Source organism: Agromyces sp. Root81 (assembly GCF_001429165.1).
GTDB lineage: Bacteria > Actinomycetota > Actinomycetes > Actinomycetales > Microbacteriaceae > Agromyces.
In genome coordinates this window covers 315,594-331,539 of sequence record NZ_LMIR01000003.1, presented here as the reverse complement: position 1 = coordinate 331,539, position 15,946 = coordinate 315,594, and the positions used below count along the sequence as shown (strand labels likewise).

Sequence of the window (15,946 nt, the reverse complement as noted above, 5' to 3'; positions counted from 1 at the left end):
CGTTGTCGGCAGGGTCGTCGAACTGAGCGAGGTGGTGCACGTGACCGGCATCGAAGCGATCTTGATCGGGCTCGGAGCGATCGTGCTGCTCTCGATCGGCATCATGGTGACGTTCGTGCTCATCGTGCGAGCGCTCGTGCGCCGCGTTCGCAGCAGTCGTGCGGTCGGCTCCACGGCGCTGCGCGCCCGGGCCCGCATGAGTCACGGGCCGCAACGCATGGTGCTCGCCCTGCGGGTGCGGCTCGACGACGCCCTGCACAGCGGCAGTGCCGCGATCGCGCTCGCCGTCGACTCCGGCGGATCCCGCGGCGAACTGCCGCGACTCTTCCGACGCATCAGCGAAGAGGGCGGAGTGCTCGACCTGCAGTTGCGCCTGATGGAGTCCGAGACGAACTCGGGCGTGCTGGCCGACGAGATTCCCGCGGCTCGCCGCCGCGTCGAGCAGGTCGAGGTACTCGTTCGACGGGTGCGCGATGCCGTGGCATCCGGTCTCTCTGGCACGACCGACGACGCGCTGTCCGCGCTCGGCTCCGACGTCGACCGCGAGGTCGCGGCGCTGCAGTCGGGCATCGAGGAACTGCAGGCGCTCAACCGACGCGACGGTCGCGTCGGGGTGACGCCACCACCCACGACTTCCACCGTTCGAGATGAGGGGAACCGACCATGAGCAACGCCAACAGCAATTCCGCGCGGATGCGGACGATCTTCCGGAGCAAGACGTCGAAGGCGCTCAACCGCATGGAAGATCCGCGCGAGACCCTCGACGACAGTTACGACCAGCAGGTGAAACTGCTCCAGCAGGTGCGCCTCGCGGTCGCAGAGGTCGCCACCGCGAAGAAGCGCATCGAGCTGCAGGGCGAGGAGATGGGCGCGCGCTATCAGCGCCTGGGCTCGCAGGCCGCGGAGGCGCTCGCGCAGGGGCGCGAGGACCTGGCGCGAGCCGCGCTCGAGCGTCGCGCCATGCTCGAGGGGCAGGTCGCCCAGCTGCAGCAGCAGTTCACCGCGCTCGACCGCCAGACGGCGCAGCTGCAAGACAGGGAGCGCCGGCTCACCGACCAGGTCGCCGCGTTCCGCATCGAGAAGGAGACGATCAAGGCGACGTACACCGCGTCCGAGGCGCAGGTGCGAGCCAACGAGGCCGTGTCGGGCATCAGCAACACGATCACGGATGTCGGTTCGAGCCTCGACCGTGCGCGCGATCGCGTCGCGCAGATGCAGGCCCGCGCGGCCGCGACCGATGAACTGCTCGCCAGTGGCGCGCTCACCGACCTGACGGCGGCACCCGACGCGGACATCGAGCGCCAGCTCGCCGCGGTCTCGGCGCAGGCCGAGATCGAACGTCAACTGGAGGCGCTGAAGGGCGGCTCCGGGCATGCCGGCGGCAGTGCGACGGAGCGGCCGGGGCCCGATGGCTGGCTGAGCATCGGACGAGCGGGGTAGCGTCGCAGGGCCGAACGCGGCACGGTCGGCGCCCTGTGGATGGCTGATGCGGTCGTCGCGGCACGCGGGTACCCTGAACGAACGGGTCGTCAACGCCGAGCCCGAATGAGTCGGCGGCGATCGACCGTGTGGGAACCCTGCACCCGCGACTGAACGAAGCGAGCCACCGATGTCCTGGGATGACGATTCCGACGCCGACGAGTACGGCGGGCGTCACCCGGGCCGAGCCCCGGTGTCGAAGTGGCGACTCGCGCGCCGCGCCGCAGCGACCGTCGGCCTCGTGGCCGGAGTCGTCGCACTGGTGATCGGTGCCGTCGTCGCGGTCAACCTCGTCGGCACGGCGACCAATCCCGGCGGATTCGCCGCGCCGAACGCCTACGGGCCGCGGGCGGTACTGCCGCCGGTGACCACACCGCCCGAGCCGGAGCCCGATGCGCCGGCCGGCGACGCCGCCGACCCGCTCGAGGAGCCGTCGGGCCTCTCGGGTGCTGAGCTGGCGCCGATGCCGTCCGTCGATCCCGAATGGCTCGAACGCGTCAACGAGGCCACGGGGATTCCCGAGCGGGCGCTGTCGGCCTATGCGCTCGCGCACGTCGTGATCGCCGAGGAGGACGCCGAGTGCGGACTCGACTGGGCCACGATCGCCGCCATCGGAGCGGTCGAGTCGAAGCACGGCAGCCACGGCGCCTCGAAGCTCGATTCCAACGGCAACGCGCAGCCGCCGATCATCGGTCCGGCGCTCGACGGCGAAGGCGTGGCCACGATCACGGACACCGACGACGGCGAGCTCGACGGCGACACCACGTGGGACCGCGCGGTCGGACCGATGCAGTTCATCCCGTCGACCTGGGCCAAGTGGGGCACCGATGCGAACGCCGACGGTGTCGCCGACCCGAATCAGATCGACGACGCCGCACTGACCACGGCGCGGTACCTCTGCGAGTCGGGGCCGATGACCAGCCCCGAGGGGTGGCGTGCAGCCGTCTTCTCGTACAACCACGACAACGACTACGTCGACCAGATCGCGACGGTCGCACGCGAGTTCGCGGAGTCGGTCGGGTAGTCCCGCGGATGCCGCGGCATCCCCGCTACGACGATGCGCCCGCCCTCGAAAGGGCGGGCGCATCGGTCGTGATGAGCGGGTCGGCTCAGACGCGCACTCCGCGAGCAGCCACGTTGCCGAGCGCGTCGGCGCCGAGGGCGAACAGGTCGCGCGATCCCGCGGTGGCTGCGCTGACGAGGCCCGAGGCCTGCGGCAGCAGCTGCTCGGCGTAGAACCGGGCCAGCGGCAGCTGGGTCTCGGCGGTGCCGTCGTCGTCGAGTCCGCGTGCTGCCAGCGCCGACTTCGCCATGAGCCATCCGCCGACCACGAGGCCCCAGATGCGCTGGTAGGGGGTCGAGCCCGAGAGCACGGCGTTCGGGTCGGTCGCGCCGGTGCGGAGCATCCAGACCGTCGTCTGCTCGAGCGCGTCGAGCTGGGCGTTCAGCTGCGTGCGGATCGACGCGAACTCGTCGCCGGCCGCGGCGAGTTCGCCGTCGAGTTCGCGCATCGAGGCGATGAACTCGAGAGCGGATGCCCCGTCGCGAACGGGGAGCTTGCGGCCGACGAGGTCGGCGGCCTGGACGCCGTTCGTGCCCTCGTAGATCGCGGCGATGCGCACGTCGCGGTAGTGCTGGGCGGCGCCGGTCTCCTCGATGAAGCCCATGCCGCCGTGGATCTGCAGCGCGAGCGAGGTGAGCTCGTTGCCGAGGTCGGTGCCGAACGACTTGTTGATCGGAGTGAGCAGGCCGACGATCTCGTTCGCCCGGGCGCGCACGGCGGGGTCGGGGTGGTGCGTCGACACGTCGGTGTACGTCGCGGTCAACAGCATCATGCGGCGCATCGCGGCGATGTATGCCTTCTGCGTCATGAGCATGCGGCGCACGTCGGGGAAGTCGATGATGGGCGAGTCCTGGGTGGCGCCGATCGCGCGGCCCTGGATGCGCTCCCGCGCGTAGTCGAGCGACTGCTGGTAGGCGCGCTCCGACACGGCGAGGCCCTGCATGCCGACCGAGAGGCGGGCGCTGTTCATCATGACGAACATGATCCGCATGCCGATGTTCTCTTCGCCGACGAGGTAGCCGGTCGCGTCTTCGTACGAGAGCACGCAGGTGGGCGAACCGTGGATGCCCATCTTGTGCTCGACGCCGACGGTGTGCACGCCGTTGCGCTCGCCGATCGAGCCGTCGTCGTTCATGAGGAACTTCGGCACGATGAAGATCGAGATGCCCTTCGTGCCGGCGGGGGCATCGGGCGTGCGGGCGAGCACGAGGTGCACGATCTGCTCGCTGAGGTCGTGGTCGCCGAAGGTGATGAAGATCTTCTGGCCCGAGATGGCGTAGGTGCCGTCTTCGCGCTTGACGGCCTTCGTGGTGAGCGCTCCGACATCCGTGCCCGCATGCGGCTCGGTGAGGTTCATGGTGCCGGCCCATTCGCCGGTGACCATCTTCGGCAGCCACTGCTGCTTCTGCTCGTCGCTGCCGTAGTGCAGCAGCGCCTCGATCGCGCCCTGCGTGAGCAGCGGCGCGAGGGCGAAGGCCATGTTCGCGGTCGCCATGAGCTCTTGGAGCGCGAGGCCGATCGTGCGCGGGAACCCGCCGCCGCCGAACGCCTCGGGCAGCGGAACCGAGCCCCAGCCGGCGTCGACGTATGCCGAGTAGGCCTCCTTGAAGCCGGTGGCCGTGGTAACGGAGCCGTCGGCGTTCAGCTTCGAGCCCTCGAGGTCGCCTGCTCGGTTGGTCGGGGCGACGACTTCGGCCATGAAGTTGCCGGCCTCGTCGAGGATCTCGGTGACGGTCTCGAGGTCGGCGTGCTCGAAGCCGGGCAGCTGCGCGACGGCGTCGTAGTCCACGACATGCTCGAGGGCGAAGGCGATATCTGCAACAGGGGGGTCGGAATCCACTCATGCCCGCAGCGTAACCCGGCGCCCTTGGAAGGGGCACGAACTGTGCGGGTTCCACGACTCCGCCCGGTGTCGTCGCGGCCGTGTTTGGCGGCATCCCACAAAACAGGCCCCTTTTCGGGCAAGCAAGTGCTTGGTTAGGATGAAGCAACTCGTCGAAGGAGCGGAATGAAGATCGTCGTCCTGGTCAAGGAAGTCCCCGACACGTACGGGGATCGCAAGCTCGACCTGCAGACCGGCCTCGCCGACCGTGCAGCGAGCGAGACGGTGCTCGACGAGATCAGCGAGCGCGCGCTCGAGGTGGCGCTCGCCTACGCCGACTCCCACGCCGACACCGAGGTCGTCGTGCTGTCGATGTCGCCCGAGTCGGCAGCAGCGACCGTGCGCAAGGGCCTCGCCATGGGCGCAGCGGCCGCCGTGCAGGTCGTCGACGAGGCGCTCCTCGGCGCCGACCTCGGGCTCACCGCCGAGGTGCTCGCCGCCGCGCTGCGGCGCATCGGCTTCGACCTCGTGATCGCCGGCAACCAGTCGACCGACGGATCGGGCGGAGTGCTGCCGGCCATGATCGCCGAGCACCTCGACGTGCCGAACGCGACGAGCCTGAACTCGGTCGAGATCGCCGATGCCGAGGTGCGCGGCGAGCGGGCGACCGACCACGGCACCATGCAGGTCACCGCGTCGATGCCGGCGGTGATCTCGATCACCGAGGCCCTGCCCGATGCCCGGTTCCCGAACTTCAAGGGCATCATGGCCGCCAAGAAGAAGCCGTTCGAGACGCTCTCGCTCGCCGATCTCGACATCGACGCCGAGACCACCGAGGCATCGCGCTCGATCGTGATCTCGCTCGGCGAGAAGCCGCCGCGCACGGCGGGCACCAAGATCGTTGACGAGGGTGATGCCGGCGAGCGCCTCGCCGAGTACCTCGTCCAGAACCGGCTCGCGTAAAGGGACCACGATGACTGACTACTCCGCAGACTCGATCCTCGTGCTCCTCGACGTCACGCCGTCGGGTGCGCTCTCCAAGAGCGCCGCCGGCCTGCTCGGCGCAGCCGCCGAGGTGGGCACCCCGGTCGCCCTCATCGTCGCCGCCGCGGGCGAAGGCGAGCAGCAGGCCCAGGACGCCGCCGCGCTGGGCGCGACCCACGTGATCGTCGCCGAGCACGCCGCCGCCGGCACCGAGCTCACGGTGCCGGGCGCCGACGCGCTCGCCGCGGCCGCCGAACTCGTGCGACCCGACGCGATCCTCGTCTCGAACTCGATCGAAGGGCGCGAGATCGCCGCCCGCTACGCCGCCCGTTCGCGCTCGGGTCTCGCCGTCGACGCGGTCGGGGTCGCCCGTGACGCCGAGGGCGTCGTGGCCAGGCACTCCGTGTACGGCGGCGCCTACAACGTCGACTCCGCCGTCACTTGGGGTGCGCCCGTGATCACCGTGCGCGAGGGCTCGATCGACGCCCGCGCCGAGGCGAAGCCCGCCTCGATCGAGCGGCTCGAGGTCGCGGCATCCGGTCGGAAGGCCGCCGTGACGGGCGCGCTCGAGGAAGAGGTCGTTGCGTCGTCGCGTCCCGATCTGCGCGGCGCGGCGAAGGTCGTCTCTGGCGGTCGCGGGCTGGGCTCGGAAGACAAGTTCGTGCTCGTCGACCAGCTCGCCGACGTGCTCGGCGCCGCGGTCGGCGCATCGCGTGCCGCGGTCGACGCTGGCTACGTGCCGCAGTCGCACCAGGTCGGCCAGACCGGCGTCTCAGTATCGCCGCAGCTCTACATCGCGCTCGGAATCTCGGGCGCGATCCAGCACCGGGCCGGCATGCAGACCGCGAAGACGATCGTCGCGATCAACAAGGACGGGGACGCCCCGATCTTCGAGATCGCCGACTTCGGCATCGTCGGCGACCTGTTCACCGTCGTGCCGCAGCTGATCGCCGCGCTCGAGGCGCGGAAGGCGTAGCGCGCGATGGCGACGTACGGGCGCACGACGCGGCAGGGGCTGCCCCGCGTCGCCGGTGGCGAACCCTGGCCCCCGGCATTCGAGCTCGCCGAGGCCATCGCGGCTCCGGCTGCGACCTCGGTTGCGGTCGATGCTGCTCCAGCGCCGGCTGCGGCCGACGCGCCCGCCGTCGCGGCGGCGGCGTCCGCCGGCACTGCCACCGCCGTGGCTGCCGCCGCGGTCGTCTCGACGGCTCGCACCGTGCGCCGTGGGCTGCCCCGCGTGCCCGGCGGCGAGCCGTGGCCGCCCGCGTCCGCCGCGCCGGCGCCGGTGGCTGCGAGCGTTGCCGTTGCGGAGTCCGCGACCGCGACCCCGGCAACGGATGCCGCGGCTGCGGCCGTGCCCGTCACGTCACGGGCCGTGGCGGCTGGCGGAGGCGTGGCGCTTCGCCGCGGACTGCCCCGCATTCCCGACGGCGAGCCCTGGCCGCCGGCCGGTTCGGCGCCCGCTCGACCCGAGCGCGTTGCTGCGGCCCCCGTGGTCGCCGCCCCTGAGATATCGGCCGCTCCGGCGACTCCGGCGACTCCGGCCGCTCCGGCCGCACCGGCGGCTCCCGCGCCGGCGCCCCAGCGGGCCCCGATGGCACAGCCCCGTCGTGCCGCGACGGTTGCCGCGGCATCCGCTCGCCCTGCTGCCGAGCCCTGGCCCAAGCTGTACGGGCCGTACTCGCGTGCGGAGTGGGCGGGCGCGCTGTTCATCGGCGGCTTCGGTCTGCTGCTCGCCGCGACGGCCGTCGTCGTCGGGGTGAACTGGCTGCTCGGACTCGCGCCGATGCAGGACTTCATCGCGAGCTACCCGGGCGAGTACGAGCTGCCCGAGACGGCACCGCTGGGAATCCCGGCCTGGATCGGCTGGCAGCACTTCTTCAACGTGTTCCTGATCGTGCTCATCATGCGTTCGGGCCTGCAGGTGCGCACACAGAAGCGGCCGACCGCGTTCTGGTCGCCGCGCTGGAACCCGCAGCGCAAGATCAGCCTCCCCCTGTGGTTCCACCAGTCGCTCGACATCCTGTGGCTCGTCAACGGCCTGATCTTCGTCGTGCTGCTCTTCATGACGGGGCAGTGGATGCGGATCGTGCCGACCAGCTGGGAGGTCTTCCCGAACGCGATCTCGGCGCTGCTGCAGTACCTCTCACTCGACTGGCCGACCGAGAACGGCTGGGTGAACTACAACAGCCTGCAGCAGATCACCTACTTCCTCACCGTCTTCATCGCGGCACCGCTTGCGGCGATCACGGGTGTGCGCATGTCGGGCCTCTGGCCGAAGAACGCGAAGACGCTGAACCGCATCTACCCGGTGGAGTGGGCGCGCGCCGTGCACTTCCCGGTGATGCTCTACTTCGTGCTGTTCATCATCGTGCACGTCGGGCTCGTCCTCGCGACCGGTGCGCTGCGCAACCTCAACCACATGTACGCGAGCCAGGACGTCGTGAACTGGACCGGATTCTGGATCTTCGTCGCCTCGCTCGTCGTGATCGCCGCAGCGTGGTTCGCCGCGCGCCCGCTCGTGCTGGCGCCGATCGCCCGGTTGTTCGGCAAGGTCAGCGGGCGCTGACGTGGGAGACGGGTCCGAACGGCGCGACCAGATCATCGTCATCGCGACGCGCCTCATCGCGTCGCGCGGCTACTCGGCCACGACGGTGCGCGACATCGCCGACGAAGCCGGCATCCTGTCGGGCAGCCTGTACCACCACTTCGCCTCGAAGGAGGCGGTGCTCCAGGAGATCCTGCACACCTTCCAGCACGACACGCTCTCGGCGTTCGAGCGCATCGCCGCGAGCGGCGGCAGCGCCCGCGAGCACCTCGACCAGCTCATCGAACATGCGTTCCTCACGATCGAGCAGCGCCCCGACGAGGTGCGCATCTATCAGAACGAGACCGGGTTCCTCATGACCCTGCCGGGGTTCGAGTTCCTCGCCGACGGGGCGGCGCGCATCGAGGAGATCTGGCTCGACCAGATCATGGAGGGTCAGCGCACCGGGGTCTTCCGCGACACCATCGATCCGCGGCTCGCGTTCCGCTTCATCCGCGACGCGGTGTGGTCGACGGTGTTCTGGTTCCGGCCCGGCGGCAGCCACACGGCGGCGAGCGTCAGCGAGAACTACCTCGACCTGCTGCACCACGGGATGCTCGCGGACTGAGGCGGGCGGCCGGCTGCAGCGACCGCTGGCGGCGTCGGGTCAGCGACCACCGGCGAGGAGACGGCGGCCGATGATCACGCGCATGATCTCGTTCGTGCCCTCGAGGATCTGGTGGACGCGCAGGTCGCGGACCACCCGCTCGATGCCGTATTCCGAGAGGTAGCCGTAGCCGCCGTGCAGCTGCAGCGCGTTGTTCGCGGCGGTGAACGAGACATCGGTCGCGAAACGCTTCGCCATGGCGCACCTCGCGGTCGCGTCGGGGCGCCCGGTATCGATCGCCTCGGCGGCGTCGTGCACGAGCAGCCGTGCCGCGTGGAGGTCGGTCGCCATGTCGGCGAGGGTGAAGACGACGGACTGGTGCTCGCGCAGAGGGTGGCCGAACGCCTCCCGCTCCTGCACGTACCGCAGCGTCTGGTCGAGCGCCCATTGCGCGCCGCCGAGAGAGCAGGCGGCGATGTTCACCCGACCGCCGTCGAGCCCCGACATCGCGATCGCGAAGCCGTCGCCCTCCGCGCCGAGGCGGTTGCCGACGGGCACCCGCACCTCCTCGAGCACGACCTGGCGGGTCGGCTGCGCGTTCCAGCCCATCTTCTTCTCGTCCGGTCCGAACGAGAGACCGGATGCCCCGGCCGGCACGACGATCGCGCTGATACCGCGAGACCCGGGCTCGCCGGTGCGGGCGAACACGAGGTAGACCGCAGAGGACCCAGCGCCCGAGATGAACTGCTTCACGCCGTTCAGCACGTACTCATCGCCCTCGCGCCGTGCGGACGTCGTGATCGCCGCAGCATCCGACCCTGCCGACGGCTCGGTGAGGCAGTAACTGCCGCGGTCGGTCAACGCCACGAGCCCCGGCAGCCAGCGCGAGCGCTGCTCGTCGTCACCGTACCGGTCGATCATCCACGCGACCATGTTGTGGATCGACACGTAGGCCGCGATCGCGGTGTCGCCCTTGGCGAGCTCCTCGAAGATGAGCGCGGCGGTGAATCGGCCGAGCTCGGATCCGCCGACGTCCTCACGCACGTAGATGCCGCCGAGGCCGAGCCGGCCTGCGTGCTCGAGCGCCTCGACCGGGAAGTGCTTCGTCTGGTCGCGCTCGTTGGCGAACGGGGCGAGCTCTGCCGCCGTGAATTCGCGGACCGCGGCCACGATCGCGAGCTGATCTTCGGTGAGTGCGTTCGCCATGCTCCCATCGGCCCTTCCTCGCTGCCGCCGAGGCCGAGCCTAGTCGGGTACGCCGCGATTCGGGCGGACGGCCCGCTCCGTGTTGCGGGCACGGTCGCCGGGGCGGCTGAGCGGCGCCCGACGTACGATGGCAGGGTCACGCCCGATCATCGGACGGGAGGCGCCGTGGTCCAGGTCCGAGTCCTCGGAATCGCGCTCGATTCCCTGCAACGCAATCTTGTGCTGCTGAAGCCCTTGCACGAGGAGACCGGCATCGGGCTCGTACTGCCCGTCTGGATCGGCTCGCAGGAGGCCACGTCGATCCTCATCGCCCTCGAGGGGCGGCAGGCGCCCCGGCCGCTGTCGCACGACCTCATCGGCACACTGTTCGCCGCCGTCGGGGCCGAGCTCCAGCGGGTGGACCTGACCCGCATCGACGAGGGCACGTTCTTCGCCGAGATCTCGCTCACCACCCCCTCTGGGCCGCAGACCATCGATTCGCGTCCGTCCGACGCGATCGCGCTCGCGTTGCGAGCCGATGCACCCATCTGGGTCGCCGAGGATGTGCTCGAGGCTGCCGGCATCCCTGCCGAGATGGTCGATTTCGCCGCCGAAGCCGATGACGAGGAGCGGCTCGACGAATTCAAGCGGTTCCTCGACGATGTGGATCCGGAGGACTTCCAGGGCTGAGAGCGCGGCCGCTCCTGCCCGCTCGCATGTGACGATGTGTGCATGGGATATCGCTCGTTCACGAACAGCCGGAGCATCGAGACGACGCCCGATCGACTCTGGGCGATGCTCCTCGACCCTCGATCGATGTCGGTGTTCGCCGATCATCCGGTGTCCGTCGCACCGAGCGGTCCGCTGCAGGGTGTGGTCGGCGAAGCGTGGACGGAGACGCACGGGCCCGAGTGCGACGACGACCGGGTGCGCTGCGTGCTCGTCGCCGTCGAACGATCACGACGGCTCCGTCTGCGCACAAAGCAGCGCGGTGTCGAGCAGACCGTCGAATACACGCTGACGCCGGTCGACGGGGCACGCACCGAACTTCGAGAACGGATCGTGTTCGCGCCGACGTTCGCAGGCAAGCCCGGGCAGCACATCATCTCCTGGCTGCTGCTCCTGACCGGACTGCTCGCGAAGCTCGGAAACGATGAGGGCAAGTCCCTCGAAGCACTCGCCCGCGCAGTGCCCCGAGCGGACGCGAAGGAGGCGATGGTCGCGCAGGCCGCCCAGTTCGTCCTCGACGCCGATCCCGAAGCGCGCGCCGGCCTGGACTACTCGCGCTCATCACTCCGCACCGTCGACGACATGCTCGGCGAACTCCACCGGCGCCGCGACCCGCTCTCCGAGGATCGTCTGCTGCTCGCGTCCGCCTACGTCTTCGAGGCGCTGCGGCGAGCGTTCGGCGGCGAGTACCGCGGCGGGGATGACGAGAATCCGTGGATCCTCGTCATCGGCGAGCCCGACTTCCAGATCGACGTGCTGGTGATGGGAAAGATCGCCGGACGAGTGGAGAACGGCGAAGAGGACGACCTCGTGTTCTTCTGCGACGGCATACCCGCGCTCATTGAGGCCCGCCGATCGGCCACGCTGATCTAAGGGGTGTCAGTCCCTGGACGGAGCACTCGGACCCGGAGGGCATCAGTCGCGACGGCGGCGCCCCTCGCCGAGCGCCCAGATCGCGAGTTCGACCCGGTTGCGTGCGCCGAGCTTCGTCATGAGGCTCGCGATGTGCGTCTTCACGGTGCTGAGCGAGATGTGCAGTTCGCCGGCGATCTCGGTGTTGCCGAGACCCCGGGTGACGGCGGCGAGCACGTCGCGCTCGCGAGCGGTGAGCGGTTCGACGGGTCGCGGTACCCCCGCGCCGGCCATCCCGGGTCGGACCGACGACGCGGCCGATGCCGCCGAACCCGTACCTCCCGCGGGCTCCGCCCCGGCGAAGGCCTCGAGCAGCCGCACCGTCACGTTCGGCGCGATGAGGGCGTCGCCGCGCGCGGCGGCGTGCACGGCCTCGGCGAGCATCGCCGGGCCGGCGTCCTTCAGGAGGAAGCCGCGAGCGCCGGCCCGCAGCGCCGCGTAGACGTACTCGTCGAGGTCGAACGTCGTGATCACGACGACCGGGATCGGCTCCGCGACATCCGGGCCCGCGAGCGCCCTGGTGGCCTCGAGGCCGTCGGTGCCCGGCATGCGGATGTCGAGGAGGCACACGTCGGGCCGGAGTCGCTGCGCGAGTGCGATCGCCTCGGCGCCGTCGGCGGCCTCGGCGATCACCTCGATGTCGGGCTGGGCGTCGAGGAGCACCCGGAGCCCCGCCCGCACGAGTTCCTGGTCGTCGGCGATCAGCACGCGCACGGTCATGTCGACCACCCGCTGCGGGGGAGTGCCGCGGTCACGGTCCATCCGCCCTCTGGCGCGGCGCCCGCAGTGCAGGTGCCGCCGAGCAGCGTCGCGCGTTCGACCATGCCGACGATGCCGAAGCCGGGCGCAGCGGATGCCCCGGCGGCACCGTCGTCGTGCACGTCGAGCCGGATGCCGGCGGCATCGACCTGCACGAGCACCTCGACGCGGGTGGCCCCGCGCGCGTGGCGCCGTGCGTTCGTCACCGACTCCTGGGCCATCCGGTAGACGGCGGCGCCGATCGTGGGCGGCACGGATTCGGCGTCGCCGGTGAGCCGCACCTCGACGAGCGGCGCGTCGGTGTCGATGGCGGCGTCGGCCGTCGCGAGCCCCCGGAGATCGCCGAGGCCCGGCCCCGGCGCGAGCTCGGCGGCATCCGCTCGGCGCAGCACTCGCACGATCGAGCGCATCTCGGCGAGCGTGCGCGAGGCCTCGCCCTCGATGGTGCGTAGCGCCGCGACGGCGGCATCGGGGTCGGTGGCCGCCAGCACAGTGCCGGCCTGTGCCTGGATCGCGATCGCCGAGACATGGTGCGCGACGGTGTCGTGCAGGTCGCGCGCGAGCTGTTCGCGCTCGTCGTCCTTCACTCGATCGAGTTCGCGGGCGCGCGACCCCGCCCGCCAGCGGAACGCCGCGCCGAGCGAAATGGTGGCGACGAGCACGGCGGTGCCGCCGACGAGGTCGGTGAGCGTCGTCGGGCCGAAGACGAGCGAGAGCGTCGTCGAGGCGATGAGGAGGGCTGCGCCGACGATGCGCGCCCGGCCGTCGCCCCAGCGGAACGCGGCGTAGACGAGCACGAGCATGTAGGCGGTCGCGGCGAGCTGCGGGTCGCCGCCCGTCGCCACGGCGACCACCGCGCCGGTGCCGAACGCGATGACGAGCATGGGCAACGGCCGGGTGCGCCGCCAGAGCAGGGTCGGCACGAGCGCGATCAGCACGACGGCCCAGAGCCAGCGCCACGGCACGTCGGTGCGCAGCGACGCCTCGAGCAGCACGAGCGGCGGGATGGCCGCGACCAGCACCCAGTCGCGCCAGACGCGGCGGGGCGGCGGCGGCGACGCGGCCGGCGCATCCCACAGCGAGCGGACGAGGCTCGTCATGCCCTCATCGTAGGGCTGCTGCGACACGGGCGGATCGGCCGGAAGGACGGAACATGCCGCGGGCGTCGCGGCGCCGGATGACGACCTCGGCGACGGCGAGGTTGATCACCCAGCCGGCGGCCATGAGCGCGGCGCGCACGTTCACGTCGGGCACGCCGAACAGCAGGAACCACGGGAGCATCGTGAAGACCTGCGTGCCCGCGGCCAGGCCGATCGCGTAGCCGCGCGTCATCCATGCGCTGTGCCTGCGGATGTCGCCGCGCCGGATCGCGACGAAGGCGACGACGATGCTCGCGGCCATCGCCGTGCCGAACACGAGGCGGATGACGAGCAGCGCCTGCCCGTCGGAGGCGGGAAGGTCGGAGAAGACCGTCAGCCAGAGGCCCGACAGGGCGGCGAGGAGGCCCGCGGGCGCCGCGATGCGCCCCGATATTCGGTGCCAGCGATGACGACGCAGCGACGGCGCGAACTGCAGAGCGCCGAGCAGCGCGAAGACGGTCGCGCCGACGATGTGCACCACGACCGGCGCAGGGAAGACGACGAACCGCGCGTTGTCGGCCGTCACGACCGGGTCGTTCGCGAGTTCGGTGAGCCGCATGCTGCCGGCGACGACCGGCACGAGGCTGAGGAGGATGAGGCCGGCTGGTGCGAGCCATTCCCGGCGGCTGGTCGCGGTCGTGCGCGATGTGGTGGGGCGAGCGGATGCTTCGGTCATGACCCGATGCTCGCGGGCACCCGCGGGCGCGACATCGGGCGATCGGCCCGACCTGCCTCGTCCCTTCGGCCGAGGCGCGATGCAGGCGTCGGTGCGCGAGGTGTCGCCGAAGGTGCCGCGCGGCGGACAGGGTGTTCGGGATGCCCCGTCAGCGCGCTCCCGAAGGTTCGCCGTTGCCCGAAGCTCGTGACATGGGCATCGAAGTACAGCACCCCGGTCGCAGCGTCACGGAAGAGCCGGTGGAGGAGACGACATCGCCGACCATCGTGGAGGCGACCATCGCCGAACTCCGTGACGCGCTCGACGACCGGACGACGAGCAGCGTCGACCTCGTCGCGGCGTATCTCACCCGCATCGGCTTCTACGACCGCCACGGAGTGCGGCTGAACGCCGTCCCCGTGCTGAACCCCGAGGTCTTCGCGGAGGCCGAGGCGGCCGACGCCCGCCGGGCCGAGGGACGACTCCTCGGACCGCTCGACGGGATCCCGTTCACCGTCAAGAACAGCTACAGCGTCAAGGGGCTGCCGGTCGCGGCGGGCTCCCCGGCGTTCATGGACCTCATCGCAACGGAGGACGCCTTCGCGGTGGAACGGCTCCGGACGGCGGGGGCGGTGCTCGTCGGGCTCACCAACATGCCGCCGATGGCGGATGGAGGCATGCAGCGCGGTGCATACGGCCGGGCCGAGAGCCCGTACAACGGCGCCTACCTCACCGCAGCGTACGGCTCGGGGTCCTCCAACGGATCGGGCACTGCGACGGCGGCGAGCTTCGCGGCATTCGGGCTCGGCGAGGAGACCTGGTCGTCGGGCCGGGCTCCTGCATCCAACAACGGCCTCGTGGCGTACACGCCGTCGCGCGGGCTCATCTCCATGCGCGGCAACTGGCCGCTGTTCCCGACGATGGACGTCGTCGTGCCGCACACCCGCACCGTGGCCGACATGCTCGAGGTGCTGAACGCGCTCGTCGGCGAAGACGGGAACCCCGCGGGCGACTTCTGGCGAGAGCAGCCCTACGTGGAGCTGCCGCCGGTCGACGCGGTGCGCCCCGACGACTACCGCGACCTCGCCGGGACCGCGAGCCTCCGCGGCATCCGACTCGGCGTGCCGGCCATGTTCGTCAATGGCGAGAGCGACCTCGCCGAACCGATCGAGACCCGCGGGTCGATCATCGACCTGTGGCGCGCTGCCGTGCGCGATCTCGAAGCGCAGGGCGCCGAGATCGTCGAGACCGCCTTCCCCGCCTACACGAACTACGAGCAGCAGCCGCACCCCTCGATGTACGAGCGGGAGCTCGTGCCGCTCGAGTTCAAGGATGCGGAGGAGCGCCTGCTCACGGCCTACGGCTGGGACCGCTTCCTCAGGCTCAATGGCGACCCGCACCTCTCGTCGCTGTCGGTCGTCGACGGCGACAAGATCTACCCGGTGCCGCCGGGGTCGATCCCCGACCCCTTCGAGGACTACGACATCGGGTCGTACGTGCACCTCGCCCTGGGCGGCGAGCCGAGCATGAGCGCGATCCCGGCCATCGCGCCCGGGCTGCGGGGCCTCGAGGAGACCCGGCGCATCGACTTCGAGGAGTGGCTGGACGCCAACGGACTCGACGGGCTGGTCTTCCCCGCCAACGCCGATGTGGCGCCGTTCGACGCGGACGTCAATCCGGCCTCGTACGAGATCGCCTGGCGCAACGGCATCGCCTACTCCAACGGCAACGCCGTGATCCGCCACCTCGGGATCCCGACGGTGACCGTGACGATGGGGGTGATGGCCGACACGGCGATGCCCGTCGGCCTCACCTTCGCAGGCAGGGCGTACGAGGACTCGAAGCTGCTCGGCTACGCGTCTGCGTTCGAGGCATCCGGTCGGCGTCGCATGGCGCCGCCGCGCACCCCGGTCCTGCCGACCGATGCGCTCGACCGCCCGAACCGCGGGGCGGCCGGGAGCGCGACCGCGATCGAAGTCGAGCTGCACGCGACGAAGGGGCCGGTCGGCGCAGACGGCCTGACGGAGATCGCCGTCGAGGGACTCGTGAGCGGCTATGCCGACGGGTTCACCGTCGATCTCTCGG

14 protein-coding genes and 1 pseudogene are annotated in these 15,946 nt (G+C 70.9%); 10 read left to right on the top strand and 5 right to left on the bottom strand.

Annotated elements, in window-relative coordinates; all coding sequences use genetic code 11:
* Positions 1-40: 40 nt before the first annotated feature.
* The 3 genes from ASE14_RS16125 to ASE14_RS16115 all read left to right on the top strand — a co-directional run bounded on the left by ASE14_RS16125 (position 41) and on the right by ASE14_RS16115 (position 2,503).
* The gene (locus ASE14_RS16125; protein WP_157373046.1) at positions 41-667 is read left to right on the top strand and encodes a hypothetical protein; all 627 of its coding nucleotides are present in this window, start codon (positions 41-43) and stop codon (positions 665-667) included.
* Positions 664-1,440: a PspA/IM30 family protein gene (locus ASE14_RS16120; RefSeq protein WP_056657308.1), complete on the top strand. Its 777-nt coding sequence runs from the start codon at positions 664-666 to the stop codon at positions 1,438-1,440. The genes ASE14_RS16125 and ASE14_RS16120 overlap by 4 nt, the downstream gene beginning before the upstream one ends.
* 169 nt (positions 1,441-1,609) lie before the next feature.
* Entirely contained in the window at positions 1,610-2,503 is an 894-nt protein-coding gene (locus tag ASE14_RS16115; protein WP_056657305.1) for a lytic transglycosylase domain-containing protein, read from the top strand.
* A gap of 85 nt (positions 2,504-2,588) precedes the next feature.
* Here the strand turns inward: ASE14_RS16115 and ASE14_RS16110 are convergent, their stop codons facing one another.
* Positions 2,589-4,382 (bottom strand): acyl-CoA dehydrogenase, encoded by a 1,794-nt coding sequence (locus ASE14_RS16110; RefSeq protein ID WP_056657303.1) that lies wholly within the window; start codon positions 4,380-4,382, stop codon positions 2,589-2,591.
* 168 nt (positions 4,383-4,550) lie between these two features.
* Between ASE14_RS16110 and ASE14_RS16105 the strand changes: the two genes are divergently transcribed.
* From ASE14_RS16105 to ASE14_RS16090, 4 genes are read left to right on the top strand one after another with little or no spacing between them, the layout of a single operon-like run.
* On the top strand, positions 4,551-5,327 hold the full coding sequence (locus ASE14_RS16105; protein WP_056657300.1) for an electron transfer flavoprotein subunit beta/FixA family protein: 777 nt from the start codon (positions 4,551-4,553) through the stop codon (positions 5,325-5,327).
* Positions 5,328-5,337: 10 nt separating this feature from the next.
* The gene (locus ASE14_RS16100) at positions 5,338-6,324 is read left to right on the top strand and encodes an electron transfer flavoprotein subunit alpha/FixB family protein (RefSeq protein ID WP_056657296.1); all 987 of its coding nucleotides are present in this window, start codon (positions 5,338-5,340) and stop codon (positions 6,322-6,324) included.
* A 6-nt stretch (positions 6,325-6,330) separates the two neighbouring features.
* On the top strand, positions 6,331-7,917 hold the full coding sequence (locus ASE14_RS16095) for a cytochrome b/b6 domain-containing protein (RefSeq protein ID WP_056657295.1): 1,587 nt from the start codon (positions 6,331-6,333) through the stop codon (positions 7,915-7,917).
* Between the two features lies 1 nt (position 7,918).
* A complete protein-coding gene (locus ASE14_RS16090) occupies positions 7,919-8,503 on the top strand; it encodes a TetR/AcrR family transcriptional regulator (protein WP_056657294.1) in 585 nt (194 codons plus the stop codon).
* Positions 8,504-8,542: 39 nt separating this feature from the next.
* Here the strand turns inward: ASE14_RS16090 and ASE14_RS16085 are convergent, their stop codons facing one another.
* Positions 8,543-9,688 carry an acyl-CoA dehydrogenase family protein gene (locus tag ASE14_RS16085; protein WP_056657293.1) on the bottom strand — a complete coding sequence of 382 codons (1,146 nt, stop codon included), beginning with the start codon at positions 9,686-9,688 and terminating at the stop codon, positions 8,543-8,545.
* Positions 9,689-9,853: 165 nt separating this feature from the next.
* Here ASE14_RS16085 and ASE14_RS16080 point away from each other — a divergent pair, with 165 nt between their 5' ends.
* Entirely contained in the window at positions 9,854-10,357 is a 504-nt protein-coding gene (locus tag ASE14_RS16080) for a bifunctional nuclease family protein (RefSeq protein ID WP_056657290.1), read from the top strand.
* Positions 10,358-10,399: 42 nt separating this feature from the next.
* Positions 10,400-11,269 (top strand): SRPBCC family protein, encoded by an 870-nt coding sequence (locus ASE14_RS16075; protein WP_056657284.1) that lies wholly within the window; start codon positions 10,400-10,402, stop codon positions 11,267-11,269.
* Positions 11,270-11,311: 42 nt separating this feature from the next.
* Here ASE14_RS16075 and ASE14_RS16070 read toward each other — a convergent pair whose 3' ends face one another.
* Genes ASE14_RS16070 through ASE14_RS16060 form a run of 3 tightly spaced genes read right to left on the bottom strand, consistent with a single transcriptional unit; the run spans position 11,312 to position 13,882 of the window.
* A complete protein-coding gene (locus ASE14_RS16070) occupies positions 11,312-12,028 on the bottom strand; it encodes a response regulator transcription factor (protein ID WP_056657755.1) in 717 nt (238 codons plus the stop codon).
* Positions 12,025-13,167 (bottom strand): sensor histidine kinase, encoded by a 1,143-nt coding sequence (locus ASE14_RS16065; protein ID WP_056657752.1) that lies wholly within the window; start codon positions 13,165-13,167, stop codon positions 12,025-12,027. The genes ASE14_RS16070 and ASE14_RS16065 overlap by 4 nt, the downstream gene beginning before the upstream one ends.
* A gap of 4 nt (positions 13,168-13,171) precedes the next feature.
* Positions 13,172-13,882, bottom strand: a complete 711-nt coding sequence (locus ASE14_RS16060; RefSeq protein ID WP_056657279.1) for a DUF2306 domain-containing protein — start codon at positions 13,880-13,882, stop codon at positions 13,172-13,174.
* A 191-nt stretch (positions 13,883-14,073) separates the two neighbouring features.
* Between ASE14_RS16060 and ASE14_RS16055 the strand changes: the two are divergent.
* Positions 14,074-15,777: pseudogene (locus ASE14_RS16055) on the top strand (amidase); the annotation flags it as partial.
* Positions 15,778-15,946: the final 169 nt, after the last annotated feature.

Coding starts and splice junctions, on each gene's coding strand:
- ASE14_RS16070 (WP_056657755.1), bottom strand. CDS start 12,028: ATGACCGTGCGCGTGCTGATCGCCGACGACCAGGAACTCGTGCGGGCG.
- ASE14_RS16105 (WP_056657300.1), top strand. CDS start 4,551: ATGAAGATCGTCGTCCTGGTCAAGGAAGTCCCCGACACGTACGGGGAT.
- ASE14_RS16115 (WP_056657305.1), top strand. CDS start 1,610: ATGTCCTGGGATGACGATTCCGACGCCGACGAGTACGGCGGGCGTCAC.
- ASE14_RS16100 (WP_056657296.1), top strand. CDS start 5,338: ATGACTGACTACTCCGCAGACTCGATCCTCGTGCTCCTCGACGTCACG.
- ASE14_RS16065 (WP_056657752.1), bottom strand. CDS start 13,167: ATGACGAGCCTCGTCCGCTCGCTGTGGGATGCGCCGGCCGCGTCGCCG.
- ASE14_RS16085 (WP_056657293.1), bottom strand. CDS start 9,688: ATGGCGAACGCACTCACCGAAGATCAGCTCGCGATCGTGGCCGCGGTC.
- ASE14_RS16095 (WP_056657295.1), top strand. CDS start 6,331: ATGGCGACGTACGGGCGCACGACGCGGCAGGGGCTGCCCCGCGTCGCC.
- ASE14_RS16075 (WP_056657284.1), top strand. CDS start 10,400: ATGGGATATCGCTCGTTCACGAACAGCCGGAGCATCGAGACGACGCCC.
- ASE14_RS16060 (WP_056657279.1), bottom strand. CDS start 13,882: ATGACCGAAGCATCCGCTCGCCCCACCACATCGCGCACGACCGCGACC.
- ASE14_RS16120 (WP_056657308.1), top strand. CDS start 664: ATGAGCAACGCCAACAGCAATTCCGCGCGGATGCGGACGATCTTCCGG.